Genomic DNA, 19012 nt, shown 5'->3' on the forward strand with positions numbered 1-19012 from the left:
CGATTGTCTTATTAAATGTGTTCATGAATTTAATTCAAGCTATAAAACCTTACCCCAATCAGCCAATAACGCACCAATTATTGATGTCGTTGGTGAAGGCTTACAAACGGACCAATAATAAAATTTACCAATTGATTTCGCAATAGGGTATCAGGACTTTAAAGTGTCGGTTGATTTTATTTTTCAAAAACCAAACTCTCCGGACTCGCTCCCAATTCTGTCAAAATTTCTAAAATGGAGCTATTAAAAGCATCAGGGCCACAGACGTAGAACGGTTGGCTGAAATTGTCGATATGTTTTTGAAGATATGCCTTATCAATTTTACCATGCTCATATTCTTCGGTAAAATCCTGAGACAGGATATTCACAAAATTATCACCCAGCATTGCCTTGAATTCATCTCTTAGAATAATATCACTTTGGGTTTTGTTGGCAAAAAAAAGCTTGTTGCTTCCAGTTTGGCCTTTTGCGTATAAGTCGCGAAAGATGGCGATGAAAGGCGTTATACCAGCACCACCGGCGAGAAATGTACCTTCTCCTTTATATTCAATAGTACCCCAGGCATCACTGATTTCAAAATAATCGCCGGGTTTGATATTCAGAAGTTCGTTCGTGACACCTTGGTGATCGGTGTATGACTTGATCGTAAATTCGAGCGTGTCGTTTTCGGGAAGAGAGGTAAATGTAAATGGCCTCTTTTCATCTTTCCATTTCTCGTTCAATATGGAAAAATCCGTAGCTTGACCGGGAGCGTATTGAAAGCCTTCAGGCTTTTCGACGGTAAAGGCATGCACATTATGCGTCACCTGCTTGATTGCCAAAACTTTTACATGAAAGTCAGCCATAATTTTATGATGATTTTGTGGTCCGAATGGACATTAATTTAAACACTTGTTCTGGATAATATACCCGTAAACCGAATTAAAATTCTCTTTTCTTCAATATTTGCCACAATGTCTCAAAGGCAACAAGGAGGCAGTATATTCAAAATTTTGAGCTTGGTTTCTCTGAGCTTTGTGGCAAGATAAATTTAGCCTCGCACTAGTAATCTTCTGAATAAAAGATGGCAAAAAGTTAACGCCGGCCAATATTCTATTTTAATTTGAGTATTTTTCAATCGAAAAATCAGTCTTATTTATTTCTTGTAATAATTTCTACATGAAAAGTCCATATTCCCTTATTCTGTGCTGTTGTTTTGTGCTTTCGCAGTCATTCGCTGGCATAGTAGCCGAGGAGAAGCATAATTCCTCAAAAGAAAATCACAGTCTGATACCTGAGCAAAAAGCCTTGCCTCGTATCGCCATCGCCGGGTTAGGTATCGAGTCCAGCACATTTTCGCCTGCCACAACCAACGAAGAAGCTTTTCATGCCAAATACGGCGATGAAATTTATACATCCTATCCATTCTTCTCAATTGATTCTTCGGAAAGAAAGCGTGCGAACTGGATACCAACTTTAATGGGAAAATCGCTGCCAGGTGGCGCGGTGACCCGCGAGGCATATGAGTCGTTGGTGAAGCAGACGCTTGATTTGTTGAAAAAGGGAATGCCATATGACGGCCTTTTCTTTGATATACACGGCGCTATGAGCGTTGTCGGCCTGCCCGATCCGGAAGGAGATTTAATTGTCAGAATCCGGGAAGTGATCGGTACGAAAACAATTATATCAACCTCAATGGATTTGCATGGAAACGTTTCCGAGCGTCTGGCAAAAAACACGGATCTGATAACCTGCTACAGAATGGCGCCTCACGAGGATGCGATGCAGTCGAAGAAAAGAGCTGTTGATAATCTTTTAGCGAGGATTGAAAATGGAAAAGGAAAGCCGGCATATAAGGCGTGGATTCCAGTTCCAGTGCTTCTCCCAGGTGAAAAAACAAGTACGAGAATTGAGCCAGGGAAAACGATTTATGCAGCTGTTGCCCCTGCTGCTGCTCAGGAAGGTATCATAGATGCGGCCATTTGGGTAGGATATGCCTGGGCCGATGAGCCTAGAAATCATGCCGTGGTGATGGTAACGGGCGACGATAAGGAAAAGGTAGCCAAAACCGCCGAAAAATTGGCAAAGAGCTTTTGGGACGCGAGGGATAAATTCGTGTTTGTAGCGCCGACGGCCGATCTTAAAACGAGTTTGGATAAAGCTATCGCCAGCGACAAACATCCGTTTTTTATCAGCGATTCGGGAGATAACCCAACGGCAGGCGGTGCGGGAGACGTTACCTGGACTTTGACCGAAATATTGAAACGTCCTGAATTCAAGTCTGAAAACGGGCCTTCTTTAATTTATGCATCAATTCCGGGACCCGAGTTTGTGAAGAGCGCTATTGCTGCCGGGATCGGCGGTAAAGTCGATGCATATGCCGGCGCGAAGGTGGATGCAAGATTCGCTCCTCCAATAAGATTAGCAGGAACGATTGAGTCGATCGAATATGGCGATAAAAATGCCGAAGTGGAAGTGGTGGTTAAAGTGGGTAGCGTTCACGTGATCGTCACACAAAAACGGAAGCCGTATCATAAAGAAGCGGATTTTACCAGATTGGGTTTAAAACCACGAAGTTCAGATATCGTGGTGGTAAAGATCGGATATCTGGAACCTGAACTTTACAATATGCGTGCCGACTGGCTTTTGGCTCTGACGCCGGGCGGCGTTGATCAAAACCTGGAAAGGCTGGGGTATAAAGGCATTAAAAGACCAATGTTTCCGTTGGACAAGGATATGAAAACTCCCGATTTGACTACCCGGTGGATTCCTAGCTCTGACGGGAAAAAATAGGAGTACTTCGGCACTCAGCTTTTGGCAGTCAACAAATCAGGCTTATTGCGGTTTTATAATACCTTAATAAGGCTGATTTGTTTCCCAGATAAGCGCATGAATGTTGACAGGGTCACGACCGACGGCCTAAAGCCGACAGCCGATGTTCCTATGCTTCTTGAAGTTTTTTGATATCAAGCTTCTTCATTTCCATGAGTGCCTGCATCGCGCGCTGGCCTCTGTCGGGGTCAGACATCAGCTGTCCCAGCATACTGGGTACGATTTGCCAGGACAGGCCAAACTTGTCTTTTAGCCAGCCACACATACTTTCTTCCCCGCCATCAGAAGTCAGTTTATCCCAGTAGTAGTCAATTTCGTCCTGTGTGTCGCAATTGACTACCAATGATACTGCCTCATTGAATTTGAAATGGGGGCCACCATTCAAACCCATAAACTTCCCGCCATTTATCTCAAAAAGGACCACCATCGGGTTTTCCTGGATTATTCTGGAGTCTTTGAAAACACTGCAATAAAAGTCTGCGGCAGCCTTGGCCTGGCCATCGAACCATAGACAGGGATATATTGGATGTGCCATTTTCTGGTAAGGTTAAGGAGTTGATATAGCGCTATTTCAGCCAGCAAGTTTAACCCCAATCAGTATATAAACGAAGGGGATAAAGCGACTTTTTTGGGGGCAATCGGGACAATTTTTTTGGGAGTTTTGATTGATTTGGCATCAGGCTTACCAAGTTTTTAAAACTTGGTAAGTCTACGCGGGAGATTTAAACTTAGAAAATAACCTTCCCAATCGCTTTACCCCAATATTCTCCCAAAACAGCTACTCCTTCTTCATTTGGATGTAAATAGAAAACGCCCTGCTGCCCGTTTTCAGGTTTAAAGAGTTTTTCTGCGTTATTTTTGAAGTATTTAAACGCCTTCGTGTCCCCCTTAAAAACCTGATCAGGATATGAGGTTTTGTAATCGGCGACAAGTCCGTCGATTTCCGGAATATAACTTGTCATGCGATCCAGACCTTCTTTCAGGTATTTTGAGCTGTTGTAGGTATTTTCACTATACCATATCGGATGATGAATAATCACCTTGCTGCCTGGATATTTATTAAGTATTTCTGAAACAATGGTGTGCAGGTTTTGCCGGTATTGTTCCTTCGAAACAGGAGATCCGTTCGGACCTTGAATGGCACTATCATTTGTCCCAAGCTTCAAAGAGAATATCAGTTGATGGTCTTTTTTGGTTACCAGCGAATCAGCAGCTTGAATAACTTTGGAGAAGAGCGTCCCGGAAGCTGGTAGCCAGTCTACTGTCGTCGAGCCGCTTCTTCCCAAGTTGACAAATAATACATCTTCAATGCCTTTTTGTGCTTTTAGATAGTTAACTGCATAGGTGGGTGGAGGAAATCCATTCGGTCCGCCTTTTCCTTCCGTAATACTATTGCCAATAAAAACAATGGAAAATTTGGCTGACTTCTGCTGTTGAGCCAAGCTGGTCAGGGCAACCAATAAAAAGAAAAGTGACGACGTAATCTTGATTTTCATTTGAAAAACAGGGGGATAAGATATATTTAATATATGAAACCAGGCCAACACGTTTTAGAATGGAAGCGTTATCCTGGTTTACCTGATAAGGGAATAGGCTTGAAACTTTACCTATGACAACGAAAATTCCACTGCGGCCCGCGCATGAATTTTAGTAGTATCAAAGGCGGGAACCCGAATGTTTTCCTGATTGATTAAAAGGGGGATTTCGGTGCAACCTAATATAATGCCCTCCGCTCCATTTTCAATCAATTCTTCGATAATGGTAAGGTATCGTTGTCTCGTTTCCTCCTTAACAATACCCTTTCCAAGCTCATCTTTAAGAGTCTGCTGAATAAAATCGCGGTCTTCCTGTCGAGACGGGACATTTGCCTCGATGCCTTCATTCGCCATTTTGGAGATGTAAAAATCCATTTCCATTGTGAATTTGGTACCTAGTAACCCAACCCTTTTTAACCCTTGATTTTTAATTTCTTTGGCAGTGGCGGTAGCGATATGAATTAGAGGCACATGGATATTTTGTTCCAATCGATCGGCAACGGCGTGGGCGGTATTGGCACAAAGGACAATGGCTTCGGCCCCACTTTTTTCAAGATTAAGGCAGGCTGCCAGCAGCAACTCATAGGTTGCAGCCCAATTACCAGCGAGATTATTTGTTACAAAATCATGAAAGTTAACGGAATAAATAATGCACTCCGCGAAGTTGATTCCGCCCAGCTTTTCATTTATTTCTTCATTGATATAGCGATAATAATCAACGGTTGACACCCAGCTGATGCCACCGACAAGCCCGATTTTCTTCATTTTAAGTTTGATTTTGGCGGCCTAACAGCCACGCCGAATATAATCAAAGGTATAGATATTGTCCTGAGCGGAAATACGAACTAAATACTAAAAAAGAGAAATTGCTATATTCAATGAAAAAATGGCAATGTACCCTAACGTACATTGCCATTTTTGAGAAACTATTTTCATCAAGCTAGTATGAACTTGGTCTTCACCCTAATATTTGCCGGAAACAATAAATGACTAGGTGTCCCCAACTAGGCGTCCCCAACTAGGCGTCCCCAACTATTTCCTGACAACACCTGACTAAGTCATCAGACTATTGTTAATCTTACCTAAGCCCGAACTCCCGCTTTAATAAGATTGCTAATTGGCCTGAGCCTTCTTCTTTTTTGTGTGGTCCACGATTGCGCCTGTAGCCGCGCCAACACCACCGCCGATCAATCCGCCAACTAAGGCACCCTCTCCACGTTTTTTGTCTACTAAGGCTCCGGTAATAGCACCGGTTCCGGCTCCAATCACAGCACCCTTGGCCGTATTATTCCATTTTTTCTTTTTCTTAGCCGATGTTGCGGGAATGTTGTTGTTCACCACAACCTGACGGTCTTTTTCCTCACGAATTGCCTCTTTTTCGGCTGCCAATTGCTCTTCACGTTGCGCATTTGCGGCAGTCACGGAGTCTATAATGGCCTGTTTTGCCATTACGAATTTCAAAGAATCTATGGTGTTTTGTTTGACCTTAGCCAAGTCAGCATCACTGTGACTCTGTGGGTTACAAGCATATAGCAGGCAAACAAACGATAGCGTCGCAACTAATAATTTCATGATTTCGATTTTTAGGTTTTAATAACGTTTATTAAACCTGGCGAAAAATTTTCATGCCAAAACGTTTCCTGTATATCGAAATAGTGAATTTGCTACCGCGCTTTTTCCTTTCAATTACTACTTCAGTTCCTGAAATTTTATGGATGAATCATATTCGGTATAATGGATATACTTCCTGTTTTCCATCCAGAGAAGCACAGTTTTATCGCCTTTTTTCTTGTATCTCGGAATAACGGGTCTGACATTGTCCAACTTTGAATTCCGGGTAATCGGTGTGATTTTCCAGGTTTTTCCCAAATCTTTTGTTTCTCCTTTTGACAGCTCAAAAACGTTTTCTATTTCATGTGAAAAATAGACTATTGACGGGTTGAGCGGGTCAATAGTAAGCCCTCCGGAGTAGTTTTGCTCACGCTCGATAGTGCCGTCTGGAGTTTGCGGGAACCACTTTCCTGAATTGATCAGAAAGTGATCATTCCATTTTTTACCGTCGTAAAATGAATAATAATATTGATGCTGCAAGTTGGTGGGATACCTTGTATAGGCTATCACTGGTCGTCCTTTTGGGTCAATAACAATATCAAATATCCACGCCTTCCCGCTTTCCGGAGTTGCCTGGTAAACAACTGTCGCATCGGAAGGGTTAAATGGCAATTTATCAACATCGGCAATTTTCGATCCGTCGGCGCGCCAAAAAGCTCCTTTTTCGTAATAGCAATAATATACCGAGTTAAGCGGCTCTGCATTTGGGTGTCCGTCCGTGAAAACCAGGTGAATTTTGGACTTGCCATCCGAATAGTACTTCACATATGGGCGGTTGTTGGTATCCAATTTTTTGGATGTGATCACCACAGTTGGGTCAGACCAGGTTTTTCCGTTGTCAGTTGAAGTTATAAAGTTGGGTTTAAAACCAATCCAGCGCCCAAAGCTGTAAATTTCGTTGTTTTCATTTTCCAGCTTAAACAGGTTGGCGTATGTATACGTCTCACGAGCAAATTTTTGGAGAAGTTCGGGAGTTTGAGGTTTGAACACCGTTGAGTCTGAAAAAGAACGGATATCAAAAGGATTGGCCGTGATATTCTGAATGATACCCATGCCATTTTTTCCTCCACCATGCCAGGTATATTGGGTTAGAATCTCATGATTAGCGAGTTCAAGAAAAGCAGGATTGTCGTGATCGTCAATTTCCAGTTTGGTATATAATCTTTTTTGGATGGTTTTGCCAGTTTTGAGGTCGAGAGACGCCGACACAATATCTCCGGATTTTGTCACCCAGCCCGTAATGATATGTCCATTTTTTTCACTCGTATATATCGCCCTAGGATCGCTGAACCAGCACCATGCACCGTCGTTGGTTAGAGTTTGGGGAGTTTGAGCGAAAGTGATTTGTTGAAGAGTGATAAGGGTTGCAAGTAGGAAAGTGGCCTTGGTCATATGATATAGATATTCTTTTCACGGTTCTACTTTGTGCTCGGACTGTTAAAATTCACTTGACGCATTTTCGCCGATTAGGATTTCCCTCTCCTTGATTTCTTCTTGAAGATTAACAATGTAATAAATCACCAAAAAGGCAACTATGTTAAATCCGATCTTGATCATGTTGTCATCAGTGGCAAAATTTAACTGAAAAGATCCGAAAGAAAAGTTAAACAAAATGCTAAGTTTTTCAGTAAAATCGAAAGAGATTACGAATGATAGACCAGCTTCAAACTTATATTTAAATCCAGGAATCGCTATACTAACGGTCTGGATAATCTGATTCGCCAACGAAAGTTTTAGCCAAAATTTAGGGTCTTTTTGCTTTCGTAAATTATTACCACAATAAATCGAAAACGAATAGAGTGCTGTAATAAAAAGTATTAGGAGCAGAACTAAACCGGTGATAGTTGAGGTTTTTGCGAGAAGCCAAATTACCATCCCGATCCCAATAGCTCCCCCGGCGAACTGATAGTACGCCAGTCGATCTATCTTAGATTTTATTTCCTTACTTAAATTATGGCTCATTATATGGAGCGAAGGGTTTGCGGCCAAAAGTTGCGCATTGACCCGCAGCAGCTTAAGTTTTTTAAACCTTCAAATGCCAATATTATTTAACAGTATTGGCATTTGAAGGTTTGAAAAAAGGACTATCTCGTCATTACCAACCTCGTTTGGGCTTCACCGTTTTCTCCGTCCACAAGTTGAACATTGAGATTGCCGTCTTTGAATTGATCACGATCAATTGCGACTACATAAGTGTGAATGCCTTGCGGGAGGTCCGCGGAAATGCCTTTATCATTTAATTTCACTGGCTTTCCATCTATCCAGCCAGTTAATCCTGTCAATGCGTTGAAAGCAAGATTGACATTTCCTTTGGTTAATACCTCTATATCGAACTTAATGAAAGTGTATTTTTTGCTGGCACCGGCTTCTATAACAGGTAGCTCATCCAAAGGCAATTCGCCTGAAACCTTACTATATATAGGCTCAAAAGCCACCTTTGAATCTTTGGCAATATAACCCGGGCCGTCAGACAAGAGCTTTTTGCTTACTTCCTTACTTGGAGAGACAGTGTTCCAGCGGCGTACAAATCGTGCGGTTGGAACACGGAATTTACCGGATTCGCCTAATTTTGAAAGGAAGCCAACGAGATTGATAAACTCGTCTTTACTCAATCCGGCAGTCAGTCCTGGAGGCATTAGTGAGCCCGGTACTTTTTCCATTACCTGCACCTGACTTTTAGGAATTGAAACCTCCTTGCCAGTCACATCGCGAATGACAATATCCGATGCGCCATCGCTTGCCAGATATCCCATCAATTCAGAACCGTCTTTTTTCACGACACGTTTCAGGTCATAACCTTCTTTGATTGACACATTCGGATACAAAATGGAACGGATAATAGTCTCTGCCGGAGAACTGGTACCCAAACTGCTTAAATCCGGACCAATACGTCCACCAGCTCCACCAATGGCATGGCAAGTGGTGCAGCTTAGCGCAGCTTTTCGGAAAATCAATTCTCCTTTTTCCGGGTCAGCTTTTTCGCTCACCAACGCGGCAAGTCCTGCAATATCCTTATCACTGAGCTCCTGAGGCATCTTTTGTTGTGGCAACATACCACCAGAAGCTTCTAGTGCTTTTTTAAGTGCTAATATTTCGGTGATGTTTTGACGAGTCCAGCCAGCACGATTTTGAACTAATATCCGGCCTGTTTTAGCAACAGATTCCGGTATTTTTTTCGCACTTACCGCTTCCGCCAGTGCATTGGAACCAGGATTGGATGGAATAAATGCAAGGAAAAGCTCTGACATGTCCGTTTCGGCTGGCAAAGTTCGCATCAGATCCGTGGCAATTCGTGCTGCTTCGGTTGGGTTCAACGGAGCAAGCTGAGCCGCGGCGATCATTCTCACTTCCGGCGTATTTTTCGAACCCGTCATGGCAGTGATCAAGTCGATGGCTTTGTTTTTATCAATTGAAACCAAGGATGCCAGTGCCGCTTTCTTCGTATTCGGTGTTCCAGTCTGAATCAGGGAAGTCAGGCGGTCGCTCAGGGATGTAATTTTCCAGAGTCCTGCTAACCGAATTGCACTCAGGTTCACAGCTTCATCTTCGGTACCGATTAAAGTAGCGATTCGTTCAGGGTTTTTATCTGGTTTTGTACTACGTTGACGTGCCGCATTCTCCAGGGCTTCCAGTTCCATGGTTTGCTTCTTGTCCTTGCTTTGTAAAGCCAGATCGAGAAGTATATTCATATCGGCAGTCTGGCCAGCCCGGGCAATGTTATTAAGCACATCTTTTTGATACTCTTCAGGAACCTGCCCTTTGCCATATAGTTGAACTAATTGACTCACCGCCGCAACTGAACTTGAAGATTTCAAAGCATATACGGTTTTTTTCGCATCTCCGAGGAAATTCGGATCTGTTTTCAATCGAGCCATCCAAACTGGTTCGAGTTCGCGGATGGTTTGCCAAAGCGCGAAATCCAGGAATTCATCCATTTGAGAATTCAACGCGGTCAGAGCCGTGCGTGCCGCTTCGGGTGTTTTTGTTTGACGGAGCGCTATAACAGCTTCTAGCCGAACCTGAGCGTGTTGATCCGATACTGACTTAGAAAGCAACGCAGGGACGTTGGCTATTTTGTTATGCCAGAATTCAAGTGCGCGCAATCCCGCTGCTCTCGCATTATGACTTTGCGCATTGATCAAATTCAGTAGCAGCGGTTCGTTGACTGTATTCAGTGCCTGATATACCCACAGTGCCTCCAGTAAATTGTGTTCATAGTTGGTATCCTTTTTATCAAGAGCGCTCACCCATTTGTCCAAAGCAGGCACAACTTCCCTGGCACCGCGTTCCTTCAAAACCTGACGGGTTTGTTGGCGCGTCCAGTCTTCCGGCACTTTTAAATATTCTAGAAGTTCATTAGCAGGCAGTTTGCTCAATTTTGGCACTTTTACCAACGGACGACCTTTGGCAGTTATCCGCCAGATACGACCATGCTGCTGATCACGACGCGGATCATAAAAATCTACCTCTCCATGTTGTATAATCGGATTATACCAGTCGGCTACGTAGATCGCGCCGTCAGGCCCAACCGTGATATCCACCGGGCGGAAGGCTACGTTATCTGTCCACATCAGATCTTCCGCTTGTTTGGAAGCATATCCGCTGCCTTGTTCTTCCAGCTTGAACCTGTTAATCCGGTTTGCCCGAAAATCGTTGGTAATCACACTTCCCTGCCACGATTCCGGTAAATGCCTTCCGGAGACAACATCTAAACCGCTATGTTTTGGTTGTCCCGGATTTAATCCTCGGATCACTCTTTCAGCACCTGGGGCAGTTACAAAAGTTGCTCCCGGAAAAGCATAGTTAATTCCTTCTCCCCCGGCACCGTCCGTTAAAAATGATTGTCCCCATTTGTCAAACTGGAGTCCCCATGGATTGATCAACCCTCTGGCATATACCTCCATGTCCAACGTTTTTGGATTCAATTGCCAAACGCCGCCGCCTTCCAGCCGTTTCACACCCTGAGGCGTTTCCACGTGGCTATATATGTATATGGATTGGTTGAAATACAGATGCCCCTCCGGCCCCCAGCGAAATGTGTGGATCAAATGGTGAGCGTCTCCCGTCCCGAAACCATTCAGAATTCTGGTTTTTTTATCGGCTTTTCCGTCACCGTCGGTATCTGCGAAATGTAGAATTTCAGTGGAATTTGCTACATATACACCACCGTCTCCTGGCAATATACCTGTTGGGGTAAACAGACCTTCCGCGAAAATGGTCGTTTTATCAGCCTTTCCGTCGCCATCCGTATCTTCGAGGACATAGATTTTGTCATTCGCGGCTTCTCCTGTTTTTAAGTGGGGATAAGCAGTACTGCTTACGACCCAAAGTCGTCCGTCCGCATCCCAGTTCATTTGAATGGGCTTGGCAACAAGTGGTTCGGCGGCCCAGAGAGTTACCTCAAAGCCATCTGCGACTTTGAAGGAGGCCAGTTCTTTTTGCACATCAGAATCCGGATCTTCCTTTTTATTTTCATGATTCACCGACGAAGTGCCGACCAGAAGCATGGGAAGAATGATAAGGGTATAAAGTATTTTAGATGATTTCATATGTTTGAGCTATTGGCGGTTAGTTACGGTCCGTCGCACGGTTAGCTTTTAGTTTCTTTTAAATGCAGATATATTGTTTATTCCAATCGAGGCAGTTCATGGGTAGCCTGACAGCTAATTGCTGACAGCTAAAAGCTTATAAATATGCACCCTCGGGGATCTGTTCAAAGCAATTTGCCCTTCCAGCCACTTGATGAGAATATTTTGTTCTTCCAGCCCTTTTACATGACGTCCTTGTTCGTAGGAACGAAAGCCGATGATATATGTCTCGTTCATAGGACGATATTGGAAAAAATGTAAGTCGTTCTTTTTCAATATCATATCACGAACAAGAGAGGCTTGAGAATAGGAAGGCCCTTGTTTGATTTCAATTCCTTTTTCCCAATCGGCGGCAGAAGCGGTTACGATTTGCATATCGTCGGCAGTCAGTGTGTAAAAACCCTTTTTCAGACCTGAGATTCGGAAAATCGGTACGTTGCTGGCTACCCAGCTGCTTTGTTTTGGAAGAGGCAATGGCAAATATTTTTCTTTGATCTCAAAAGTAAGGCCACCTTTTTCGCTGCCGGATTCCAGAATTTTCGCGTTTGCAGATGCAGTTGAACCTTGTTTGGCAACCGATATTCCAATCGTTTCTTTTTCCGATTTCAATCCCAATCCATTTTCGAGAATGTTGGCCAGATAATAATATCCAACTTCGTTCAGATGCACACCGGCTTCAATAATCGCCTCTTTTTTACTGGTTTCCCAGATAGGTGTATAAATGTCGATATACTGCTTTTTCCTTGTGGCAGCAATTTTTGCAATCGCTGATGCGTATAGTTCGATATCATGATTTCTTTTCGAAAGATTGATCGAAGTATCTGTGCTAACGACAGGTATAGGTGATAACAAGATTGACATTGCACCCAAAGAGTCGATTTTATCAAGCAGCTTGTTCAGGCCGTCATTAAAATGTGACAACCCGGCTTCTCCGTCTTGCGATTCCACACCACCATATGCGAGGAAAACGATATTGGGCTTCGCCGTTGCAATATTCTGCATCAGATGCTGATATGCTGTCGGCGGGTTGGTATAGGTACTTCGCGCCTCGCCCCATACGTTATCTCCCGTCCACCCGAGATTCCTGAATGTCAGTTCACGGTCGTTGTAACGGGTTGTCAACGCATATTCCAGATATCCATATTGGAAATCATTTTCAAATAGCGAATTGCCCAGAAAAACGATGCGGTCTCCGGTTTTTGGATCAAACATTGCTGGATTCGAAGGAGAATTTCCTTGCGCATCACAGGTGCAAATTAGTGATGGAATAAACAATAGGAGAATTGTAAATAATTGATACTGTCTTCTCAACATACGTGTTATTGGAAAATAAGAATAATGCTTTGTCCGGGTTGGATTTCGAATCTATCGATCCTTCCGTTTCCGGTATTCAACAAAGAATGGAATCCCCTAAAAATACCGTAAATGAAAAAGGAAAGGCTACCGATTTTCGGTAGCCTCATGGAATTTTCGAAAAAAATATTGTCGAAATTTATTTCGCCGGTGTAATAGTAATGTTACGATATTCAACCGGGCCGTGATCTCCCTGAACCAAAAGTGGTCCTGGCTCGCTTTCGTTGCTATCGATTGCGCCACCTGTAATACCCGGAATCTCCTGATTGCTGATTACCGTTTTGCCGTTAGCGACTATCGTTACCATTCTTCCGATCAATGTAATATCATAAGAATTCCATTCGCCAGCCTCTTTTGATACCATCTCACTTGGCGTCAGAAATCCGTAGATCGATCCCATTTGATCCAGTGCAGGCTCCATACCTTTAGCGTCAGTCACCTGAACTTCGTAACGGCCGCGGAGGTATACACCACTGTTACTTCCTTTTGGAATACGGAATTCGATATGCAGTTTGAAATCGTTGAATTTCTCTTTTGTTACCAAATTTGCACCTGATTTTGGGCTGCGAAGAATACCATTCTCAGCGATCCACTGATTAGTACCTTCGGCATGCCATGCATTCATTTGATTTCCACCGGTCAACTGGATCGGTTTTCCCCAGGTTGGTTGCGTAGTTCTGCGAAGCGAGGGAGCACGAACGCCAGTCCAGCTTTGTGTTTTTCCATCCACAGTCACTAAAGTTCCAGAGATTTTTTCACCCTGAACAGTGCCTTCCACTTTCAGGTCGTTGTCTCCTTTTTCCCATTGTGGTGGAATGGCGAAGTTGAATTTGCCATCTTTGAAATGCACTTCTGATATCGGACGCGCGCTTCCAACAACGCATACAAACTGCCCCACCAAAGTATGGTTGCCGGAATGTCTCACCTCCAGCCAGGCCGGAACGGCCTTTCCTTCAGCGTCAATGGTAATGTCCCAACGGCCTTCTATTGGAGAAGCGAGAGGCGCTTTTGCCTGCGCGGTAAATGCAAAGGCCAGTATTGTTACGGCCGCCAAAGTTAATTTTTTCAGCGCCTGAAACTGGGGAGCTGATTTTAATAGGTTTGTCATTTTGCAATAGAATTTATTAAAATGAAATGCACTTATCTTGGTTAAAGATATTCGGATGCCAATATATTGATATAGATCGAATCCTTAAACAATTATTTTTTCTTGCCATATTGGCACATGGTGTTATCTTCTTTCACGAAGTAAGATTTATAATTAATCGCTTTCGGATCTTTGCAACCTTTTAAATCAAGAAGCTCCACTTTTCTGAACTCAACTGGGTGGCTTTCGCTTTGCAGTGATATTGATCCATGGTCCAACAGTTTTCCGGCGATCATCAGAGACGGATCATTTCCGCTCACATTTCCACCTCCAAGTTGTGGTTTTGAATATTCCAGTACTTTTTCTCCATTCACAAAATGTTGAATCAAAGAGTCGCCCAGTACAAGTACTTCAGCTTTCACCCATTGATCTCCGTCATAAGTTTTTGAAGTTGAGTTGAGGCAATGTTGTGTGAAAAGTTTCCCATCGATGACGACGTTCGTACCTGGTGTGCACAAATTACAAGTGCTTCTTTTTTTGCCATTACCTCCCAGGAGTTGTACTTCGATAGAAGCCGGGAAATCCTGATCTTTGCCCATTGTAGCTGCTGGCTGGCCGTGAACCATGATGCCGCTGTTTCTCCATGCCCAGCCTTCCCCTTTCGGAGCCTGTTCGCCGACAAAGCGATATTCGACAGAGATTCTATAGTATGAGAAATCGCCTTTATAAAAAATGTGGCCGTATTTCTGTTTGAAGTCGTCGTATTGATCGTAGCTCACCACCATTTTTCCATCCTGAACACGGAAGGTGTTGCCAAAGTTATCGTTGAGGTCATTACCCCGGATTTTAACATCCCAGCCGTCCAGGTTTTTTCCATTGAACAACTGTTTCCACTCTTCTTTTTCTGCCTTTTTTTGCGCTTCTGCAGTCATGCACATTATGCACAGAAGTAATGCGGCTAGGATTTTCATAATTTCAATTAAGGATTAAGGTTTTTACATTGTTGGACCAATTAGAACTTCGCTCTCAGAACTGGCCCGGATTTTGAGAAGGTACGAAGTAACTATATTTATTGTAAAGTTCGGTAGCCGTTGGGACAGATCATACCACATTCAGTTAATTTTAGCATTTCAAAATCATTTAAGTTTAATAATCGGGTTTTATGAAGGAAGTCGGAGGTCAAGGTGTTGCAGTTTTTTGGTTTAGAAGAGATCTTCGTCTGCATGACAATGCGGGGCTATATCGCGCTCTTCGATCAGGCTATAAAGTGCTGCCCGTTTTTATTTTCGACTCGAATATTCTCGACATATTACAAAATCGAGAGGATTCGAGGGTCACTTTTATTTACGAAGAAATATTAAGGCTGAAAAACGAGCTGCAGACTTTAGGTTCGGATATGGAAGTCAGATATGGAAGTCCGCAGGATGTTTGGGACAAATTGCTGTCGGAGTACGATGTAAAAGTGGTTTATACCAACGAAGACTACGAACCATATGCGATCGAAAGGGACAACAATATCGGGCGACTGCTGACGAGAAATGATATCGAATTCAAAGCATATAAGGATCATGTTATCTTCGCGAAAAGAGAGATATTGACAGGACAGAATAACCCATACACAGTTTTTACGCCTTACAGTCGGTCATGGAGGGAAAAATGTACGGCGTTTTATATGTCATCATATCCTACGGAAAAGTACTTTTCGCAATTTTTTAAATTTAAAGCTACTCATGAAATCTCTTTACAGGAGATGGGCTTCAGTCCTGCACAAGGCAAATTCCCGTCGCGTGAGGTGGATACCGCTATTTTGGAAAACTATAAAGAAGAGCGGAATTATCCGGCAATCGATGGCACTTCGAGGCTGGGTATCCACCTTCGATTTGGTACGGTCAGTATCAGGCATATGGTACGTAAGGCATTTAAATCGAGTGGTGTGTGGCTCAATGAGCTGATATGGCGCGACTTTTACCAGCAGATTTTAGCTAATTTTCCTCATATCGGGGAAGGTAAATCTTTTCGACCCGAATATGACCAAATAAAGTGGCGGAATAATGAGCAGGAGTTTAAACTCTGGTGTGAAGGCAAAACGGGATATCCGCTTGTGGATGCAGGGATGCGGGAGCTGAATGAATCCGGGTATATGCACAATCGCGTCAGGATGGTGACCGCAAGTTTTTTATCAAAACATTTGTTGATTGACTGGCGTTGGGGCGAGGCTTACTTTGCTGAAAAGTTACTCGACTTTGATTTGGCAGCCAACAACGGAGGCTGGCAATGGGCGGCAGGCTCAGGAACCGATGCAGCTCCATATTTCCGGATTTTTAATCCGATGACACAGGCAACTAAATTCGATTCTAAGGGCGAGTATATAAGAAAATGGGTTCCGGAATTCAATAGCTTGAACTATCCGGAACCCATTGTGGATCATGCATTTGCAAGGGAGAGATGTCTGCGTGTATATAAGGAAGCCCTGAAAGGCGGGTAATTATTTTCCTCCGATCACTACTTCCACCATCGATTCTGGTCGAAGGTACTTGCCTGCCATTTCCATAATTGCCTCACTGGTTGTGGCGTGTATTTCGTGGATATACTGATTAAAGAAATCGGGTGAAAGTTTGTCGAGTAAAATAATTTTCTGCCTGTCAGCCACATCGAACGCAGTATTGAGCGAGCCGGCAAGCTCTCCCGACATAAAGTTCTTGACGGTTTGCAACTCATCTTCTCCAACCAGTTCCGTTTGCAAACGGAACATTTCTTTATGAATCTCGTCGATGGTTTGCTGGGTAAATTCCTTTTTTACATCGGTACCAATCATCAGATACCCATCTTTTGAAAGAGATACCATATGCGAAGAAATGCCATAAGTCAGCCCTTTTTCTTCTCTGATATTTTTCATCAACCTTGACCCAAAGTAGCCTCCGAATATTTCATTGGCAACCAGCATCGGAAAATAATCCGGATGATTACGAGTAAACAAACGGCGACCGATACGGATCGATGACTGAACACTGTCAGCCTTTTCTACCAATATTGCCTTACCAGCGTAGTCGTCAGGGACTATATGCTTGCTTGCCACATCTGAATCAGAAGACTGAATACCACCCAGATACTTTTTGGCAAAATCGATTTCTGTATCAGAGATCTGACCGGCCAGGATCGCAGTGAATTTCCCGGTTTTGATATTGGAGGCGTAATGGTCAACAATCTGATCCCGGGTCAGGTCGGTGATCTCTTTTTCGTTTTGAAATTGTCCATATGGATGTTCCTTCCCGAAAAGCGCAACCCTGAATTCGGTAGTGGCAAGATATGCCGTTTTTTCCCTGTTGACTTTCAGGTTTTGGAGCATGATATTTTTCAGTTCGTCCAACTCCTTTTCCGGAAATATAGCCTCATTGATCAAATCTGAAACAATTTCCAATACTTCCGGTAGAAAACGGGAAAGACAATAGATCACAACGCCAATGCGGTCGGCCGTGTGGTTCATTTCCGAAAAAGCGCCAATTTTCTCGAACGCTTCGCTTATCTGGGCAGAGGTTTTAGAGGCAGTGCCCTCGGTAAGCATTTTAATGGCAAAATGAGAGGAGAAGGGGTACTTCTCAAACCAGTTTCCTGCATCAAAAATGACTTCCAGTCTCAGAACTGGCTGGTCACCAATATTGATGACATGTAATGGATTCCCGTTTGCCAGCGTGTAAGTTGTTGCGTTGGGCAGGTCTATGGATTTAATAATCTGATAGTCCGGTGCTATGGTACGATCTAGGGTCATATTTTAAAAGTAAAAAAGCGAATGATTATCTCAATCATTCGCTTAAATTAAAAAAGTTCGGGAATCTTCTAGTTGTTCTCGTCCGAAACATCCAGTTTTTCCGCTTTATTCAGATAAAGCGCTACCGAGATACGTAATGTCTGCGAAAGCGGGCTGTTGCCGACAGTTGGGAACATATAAGCAAAATCTATTGCATAACGATCCTGGATACGCAATCCGGCTCCAGCGGTGAAGTACTTGTTACCAGCTTTCATTTTATTTTCGCCATGATATCCGGCACGAATTGCAAAGATGTTATTGTACCAATATTCTCCACCCACGCCCAAAGCAACTTCCTGCATTTCTTCTTTCAATCCATCCGGTGCATCGGTAAATGAACCGAATGCAGCGGCTAATGATCCTTTGCTGCTCAAATCAGTTCCGTCCGGAGTCGGAGCCATTAATTTATAGGCATCCAAAACAAAATTGAATTTGTTACGTCCATCGGCACTGAAGGATAGTCCACCACCCAAGCGAAGATTGGTAGGTAAAAACTGAGCGTCCGCGTCGTTTCCTGTATAGTTTACTTTTCCACCCAGGTTGGAAATAACAGCTGCCAAAGACCATGTTAGCCCTCCACCTGTGTCAAGATTTTTGTATTCCTTCGTGTAAAATGCACTTATATCACCTGCAAAAGTTCTGGCAGGCTTGATAGATGAACCTGCTACCAAAGCATTTCCTGCCAGGTTAGAGTTAATCCATTTCAAAGTTAACCCCATCGAAAAGTTTTTGCTCAATTGACGGGCATAAGTACCGTTAATTGCAAATTCTTTCGAAGTAAAATAACCCATTTGAGTACCTACTCCATCGCGCAAATCTATCTCTCCATTGTTCATATAGTTAACAGAGAATGCAACCGCTTGTTTGTCAAATTTTTTGTAAGCAGAAATATATCCCATCCACATATCGTCGGTCAAATTTCTAAGCCATGGGGTATATGAGGCTGAAACTCCAAAATCTTTCGTGTTATATGGTAGTTGCGCTGCATTCCAAAATGTAGAATTGGCATCCGGGCTTGAAGCAACACCTGCTTCTCCCATCGCTGCTCTTCTTGCGTCCGGTGCAAAAGTCAAAAATTGCAACGGTGTCTGTGGTATTCTAAGCGTGTCCTGGGCCTTCGCAGAGTATATGGCTCCGCCCGTTGTTAAGACTAAAAGAGAAGATAATCGTACAAAAAAAAGTTTCATATAATTTGATTTGCTAAAGGAAGTGCGTTAGTCAG

At 43.3% G+C, this 19012-nt stretch carries 14 protein-coding genes; 2 read left to right on the forward strand and 12 right to left on the reverse strand.

Features of this window, described 5'->3' with window-relative positions:
* Window positions 1–176: 176 nt before the first annotated feature.
* Window positions 177–845: an FAD-binding oxidoreductase gene (locus AC1XUD_RS10280; protein WP_483360896.1), complete on the reverse strand. Its 669-nt coding sequence runs from the start codon at window positions 843–845 to the stop codon at window positions 177–179.
* Window positions 846–1158: 313 nt separating this feature from the next.
* Between AC1XUD_RS10280 and AC1XUD_RS10285 the strand changes: the two genes are divergently transcribed.
* Complete coding sequence (locus AC1XUD_RS10285; RefSeq protein ID WP_483360897.1) at window positions 1159–2772, forward strand: M81 family metallopeptidase; 1614 nt, start codon at window positions 1159–1161, stop codon at window positions 2770–2772.
* Between the two features lie 148 nt (window positions 2773–2920).
* Here AC1XUD_RS10285 and AC1XUD_RS10290 read toward each other — a convergent pair whose 3' ends face one another.
* The 9 genes from AC1XUD_RS10290 to AC1XUD_RS10330 all read right to left on the reverse strand — a co-directional run bounded on the left by AC1XUD_RS10290 (window position 2921) and on the right by AC1XUD_RS10330 (window position 14956).
* On the reverse strand, window positions 2921–3346 hold the full coding sequence (locus AC1XUD_RS10290; protein WP_483360898.1) for a VOC family protein: 426 nt from the start codon (window positions 3344–3346) through the stop codon (window positions 2921–2923).
* A 193-nt stretch (window positions 3347–3539) separates the two neighbouring features.
* Window positions 3540–4307, reverse strand: a complete 768-nt coding sequence (locus AC1XUD_RS10295) for a GDSL-type esterase/lipase family protein (protein WP_483360899.1) — start codon at window positions 4305–4307, stop codon at window positions 3540–3542.
* 111 nt (window positions 4308–4418) lie between these two features.
* Entirely contained in the window at window positions 4419–5111 is a 693-nt protein-coding gene (locus AC1XUD_RS10300; protein ID WP_483360900.1) for an aspartate/glutamate racemase family protein, read from the reverse strand.
* 348 nt (window positions 5112–5459) lie between these two features.
* Window positions 5460–5918: a YMGG-like glycine zipper-containing protein gene (locus tag AC1XUD_RS10305; protein ID WP_483360901.1), complete on the reverse strand. Its 459-nt coding sequence runs from the start codon at window positions 5916–5918 to the stop codon at window positions 5460–5462.
* 117 nt (window positions 5919–6035) lie between these two features.
* Window positions 6036–7349 (reverse strand): BNR-4 repeat-containing protein, encoded by a 1314-nt coding sequence (locus tag AC1XUD_RS10310; RefSeq protein ID WP_483360902.1) that lies wholly within the window; start codon window positions 7347–7349, stop codon window positions 6036–6038.
* Between the two features lie 692 nt (window positions 7350–8041).
* A complete protein-coding gene (locus tag AC1XUD_RS10315) occupies window positions 8042–11506 on the reverse strand; it encodes a PVC-type heme-binding CxxCH protein (protein ID WP_483360903.1) in 3465 nt (1154 codons plus the stop codon).
* Window positions 11507–11620: 114 nt separating this feature from the next.
* Window positions 11621–12757 carry a GDSL-type esterase/lipase family protein gene (locus tag AC1XUD_RS10320; protein WP_483360904.1) on the reverse strand — a complete coding sequence of 379 codons (1137 nt, stop codon included), beginning with the start codon at window positions 12755–12757 and terminating at the stop codon, window positions 11621–11623.
* 280 nt (window positions 12758–13037) lie between these two features.
* Complete coding sequence (locus tag AC1XUD_RS10325) at window positions 13038–14006, reverse strand: 3-keto-alpha-glucoside-1,2-lyase-like domain-containing protein (RefSeq protein WP_483360905.1); 969 nt, start codon at window positions 14004–14006, stop codon at window positions 13038–13040.
* Window positions 14007–14098: 92 nt separating this feature from the next.
* Window positions 14099–14956, reverse strand: coding sequence for a 3-keto-disaccharide hydrolase (locus AC1XUD_RS10330; RefSeq protein WP_483360906.1), 858 nt, complete (start codon window positions 14954–14956; stop codon window positions 14099–14101).
* Between the two features lie 191 nt (window positions 14957–15147).
* Here AC1XUD_RS10330 and AC1XUD_RS10335 point away from each other — a divergent pair, with 191 nt between their 5' ends.
* A complete protein-coding gene (locus AC1XUD_RS10335) occupies window positions 15148–16470 on the forward strand; it encodes a cryptochrome/photolyase family protein (protein WP_483360907.1) in 1323 nt (440 codons plus the stop codon).
* Here the strand turns inward: AC1XUD_RS10335 and AC1XUD_RS10340 are convergent, their stop codons facing one another.
* Both AC1XUD_RS10340 and porV read right to left on the reverse strand, forming a co-directional pair.
* Entirely contained in the window at window positions 16471–17751 is a 1281-nt protein-coding gene (locus AC1XUD_RS10340) for a M16 family metallopeptidase (RefSeq protein ID WP_483360908.1), read from the reverse strand.
* A 68-nt stretch (window positions 17752–17819) separates the two neighbouring features.
* The gene (gene porV, locus AC1XUD_RS10345) at window positions 17820–18977 is read right to left on the reverse strand and encodes a type IX secretion system outer membrane channel protein PorV (protein ID WP_483360909.1); all 1158 of its coding nucleotides are present in this window, start codon (window positions 18975–18977) and stop codon (window positions 17820–17822) included.
* Window positions 18978–19012 lie beyond the last annotated feature (35 nt).

The organism is Dyadobacter sp. HNCC25DJ184 (assembly GCF_056895215.1).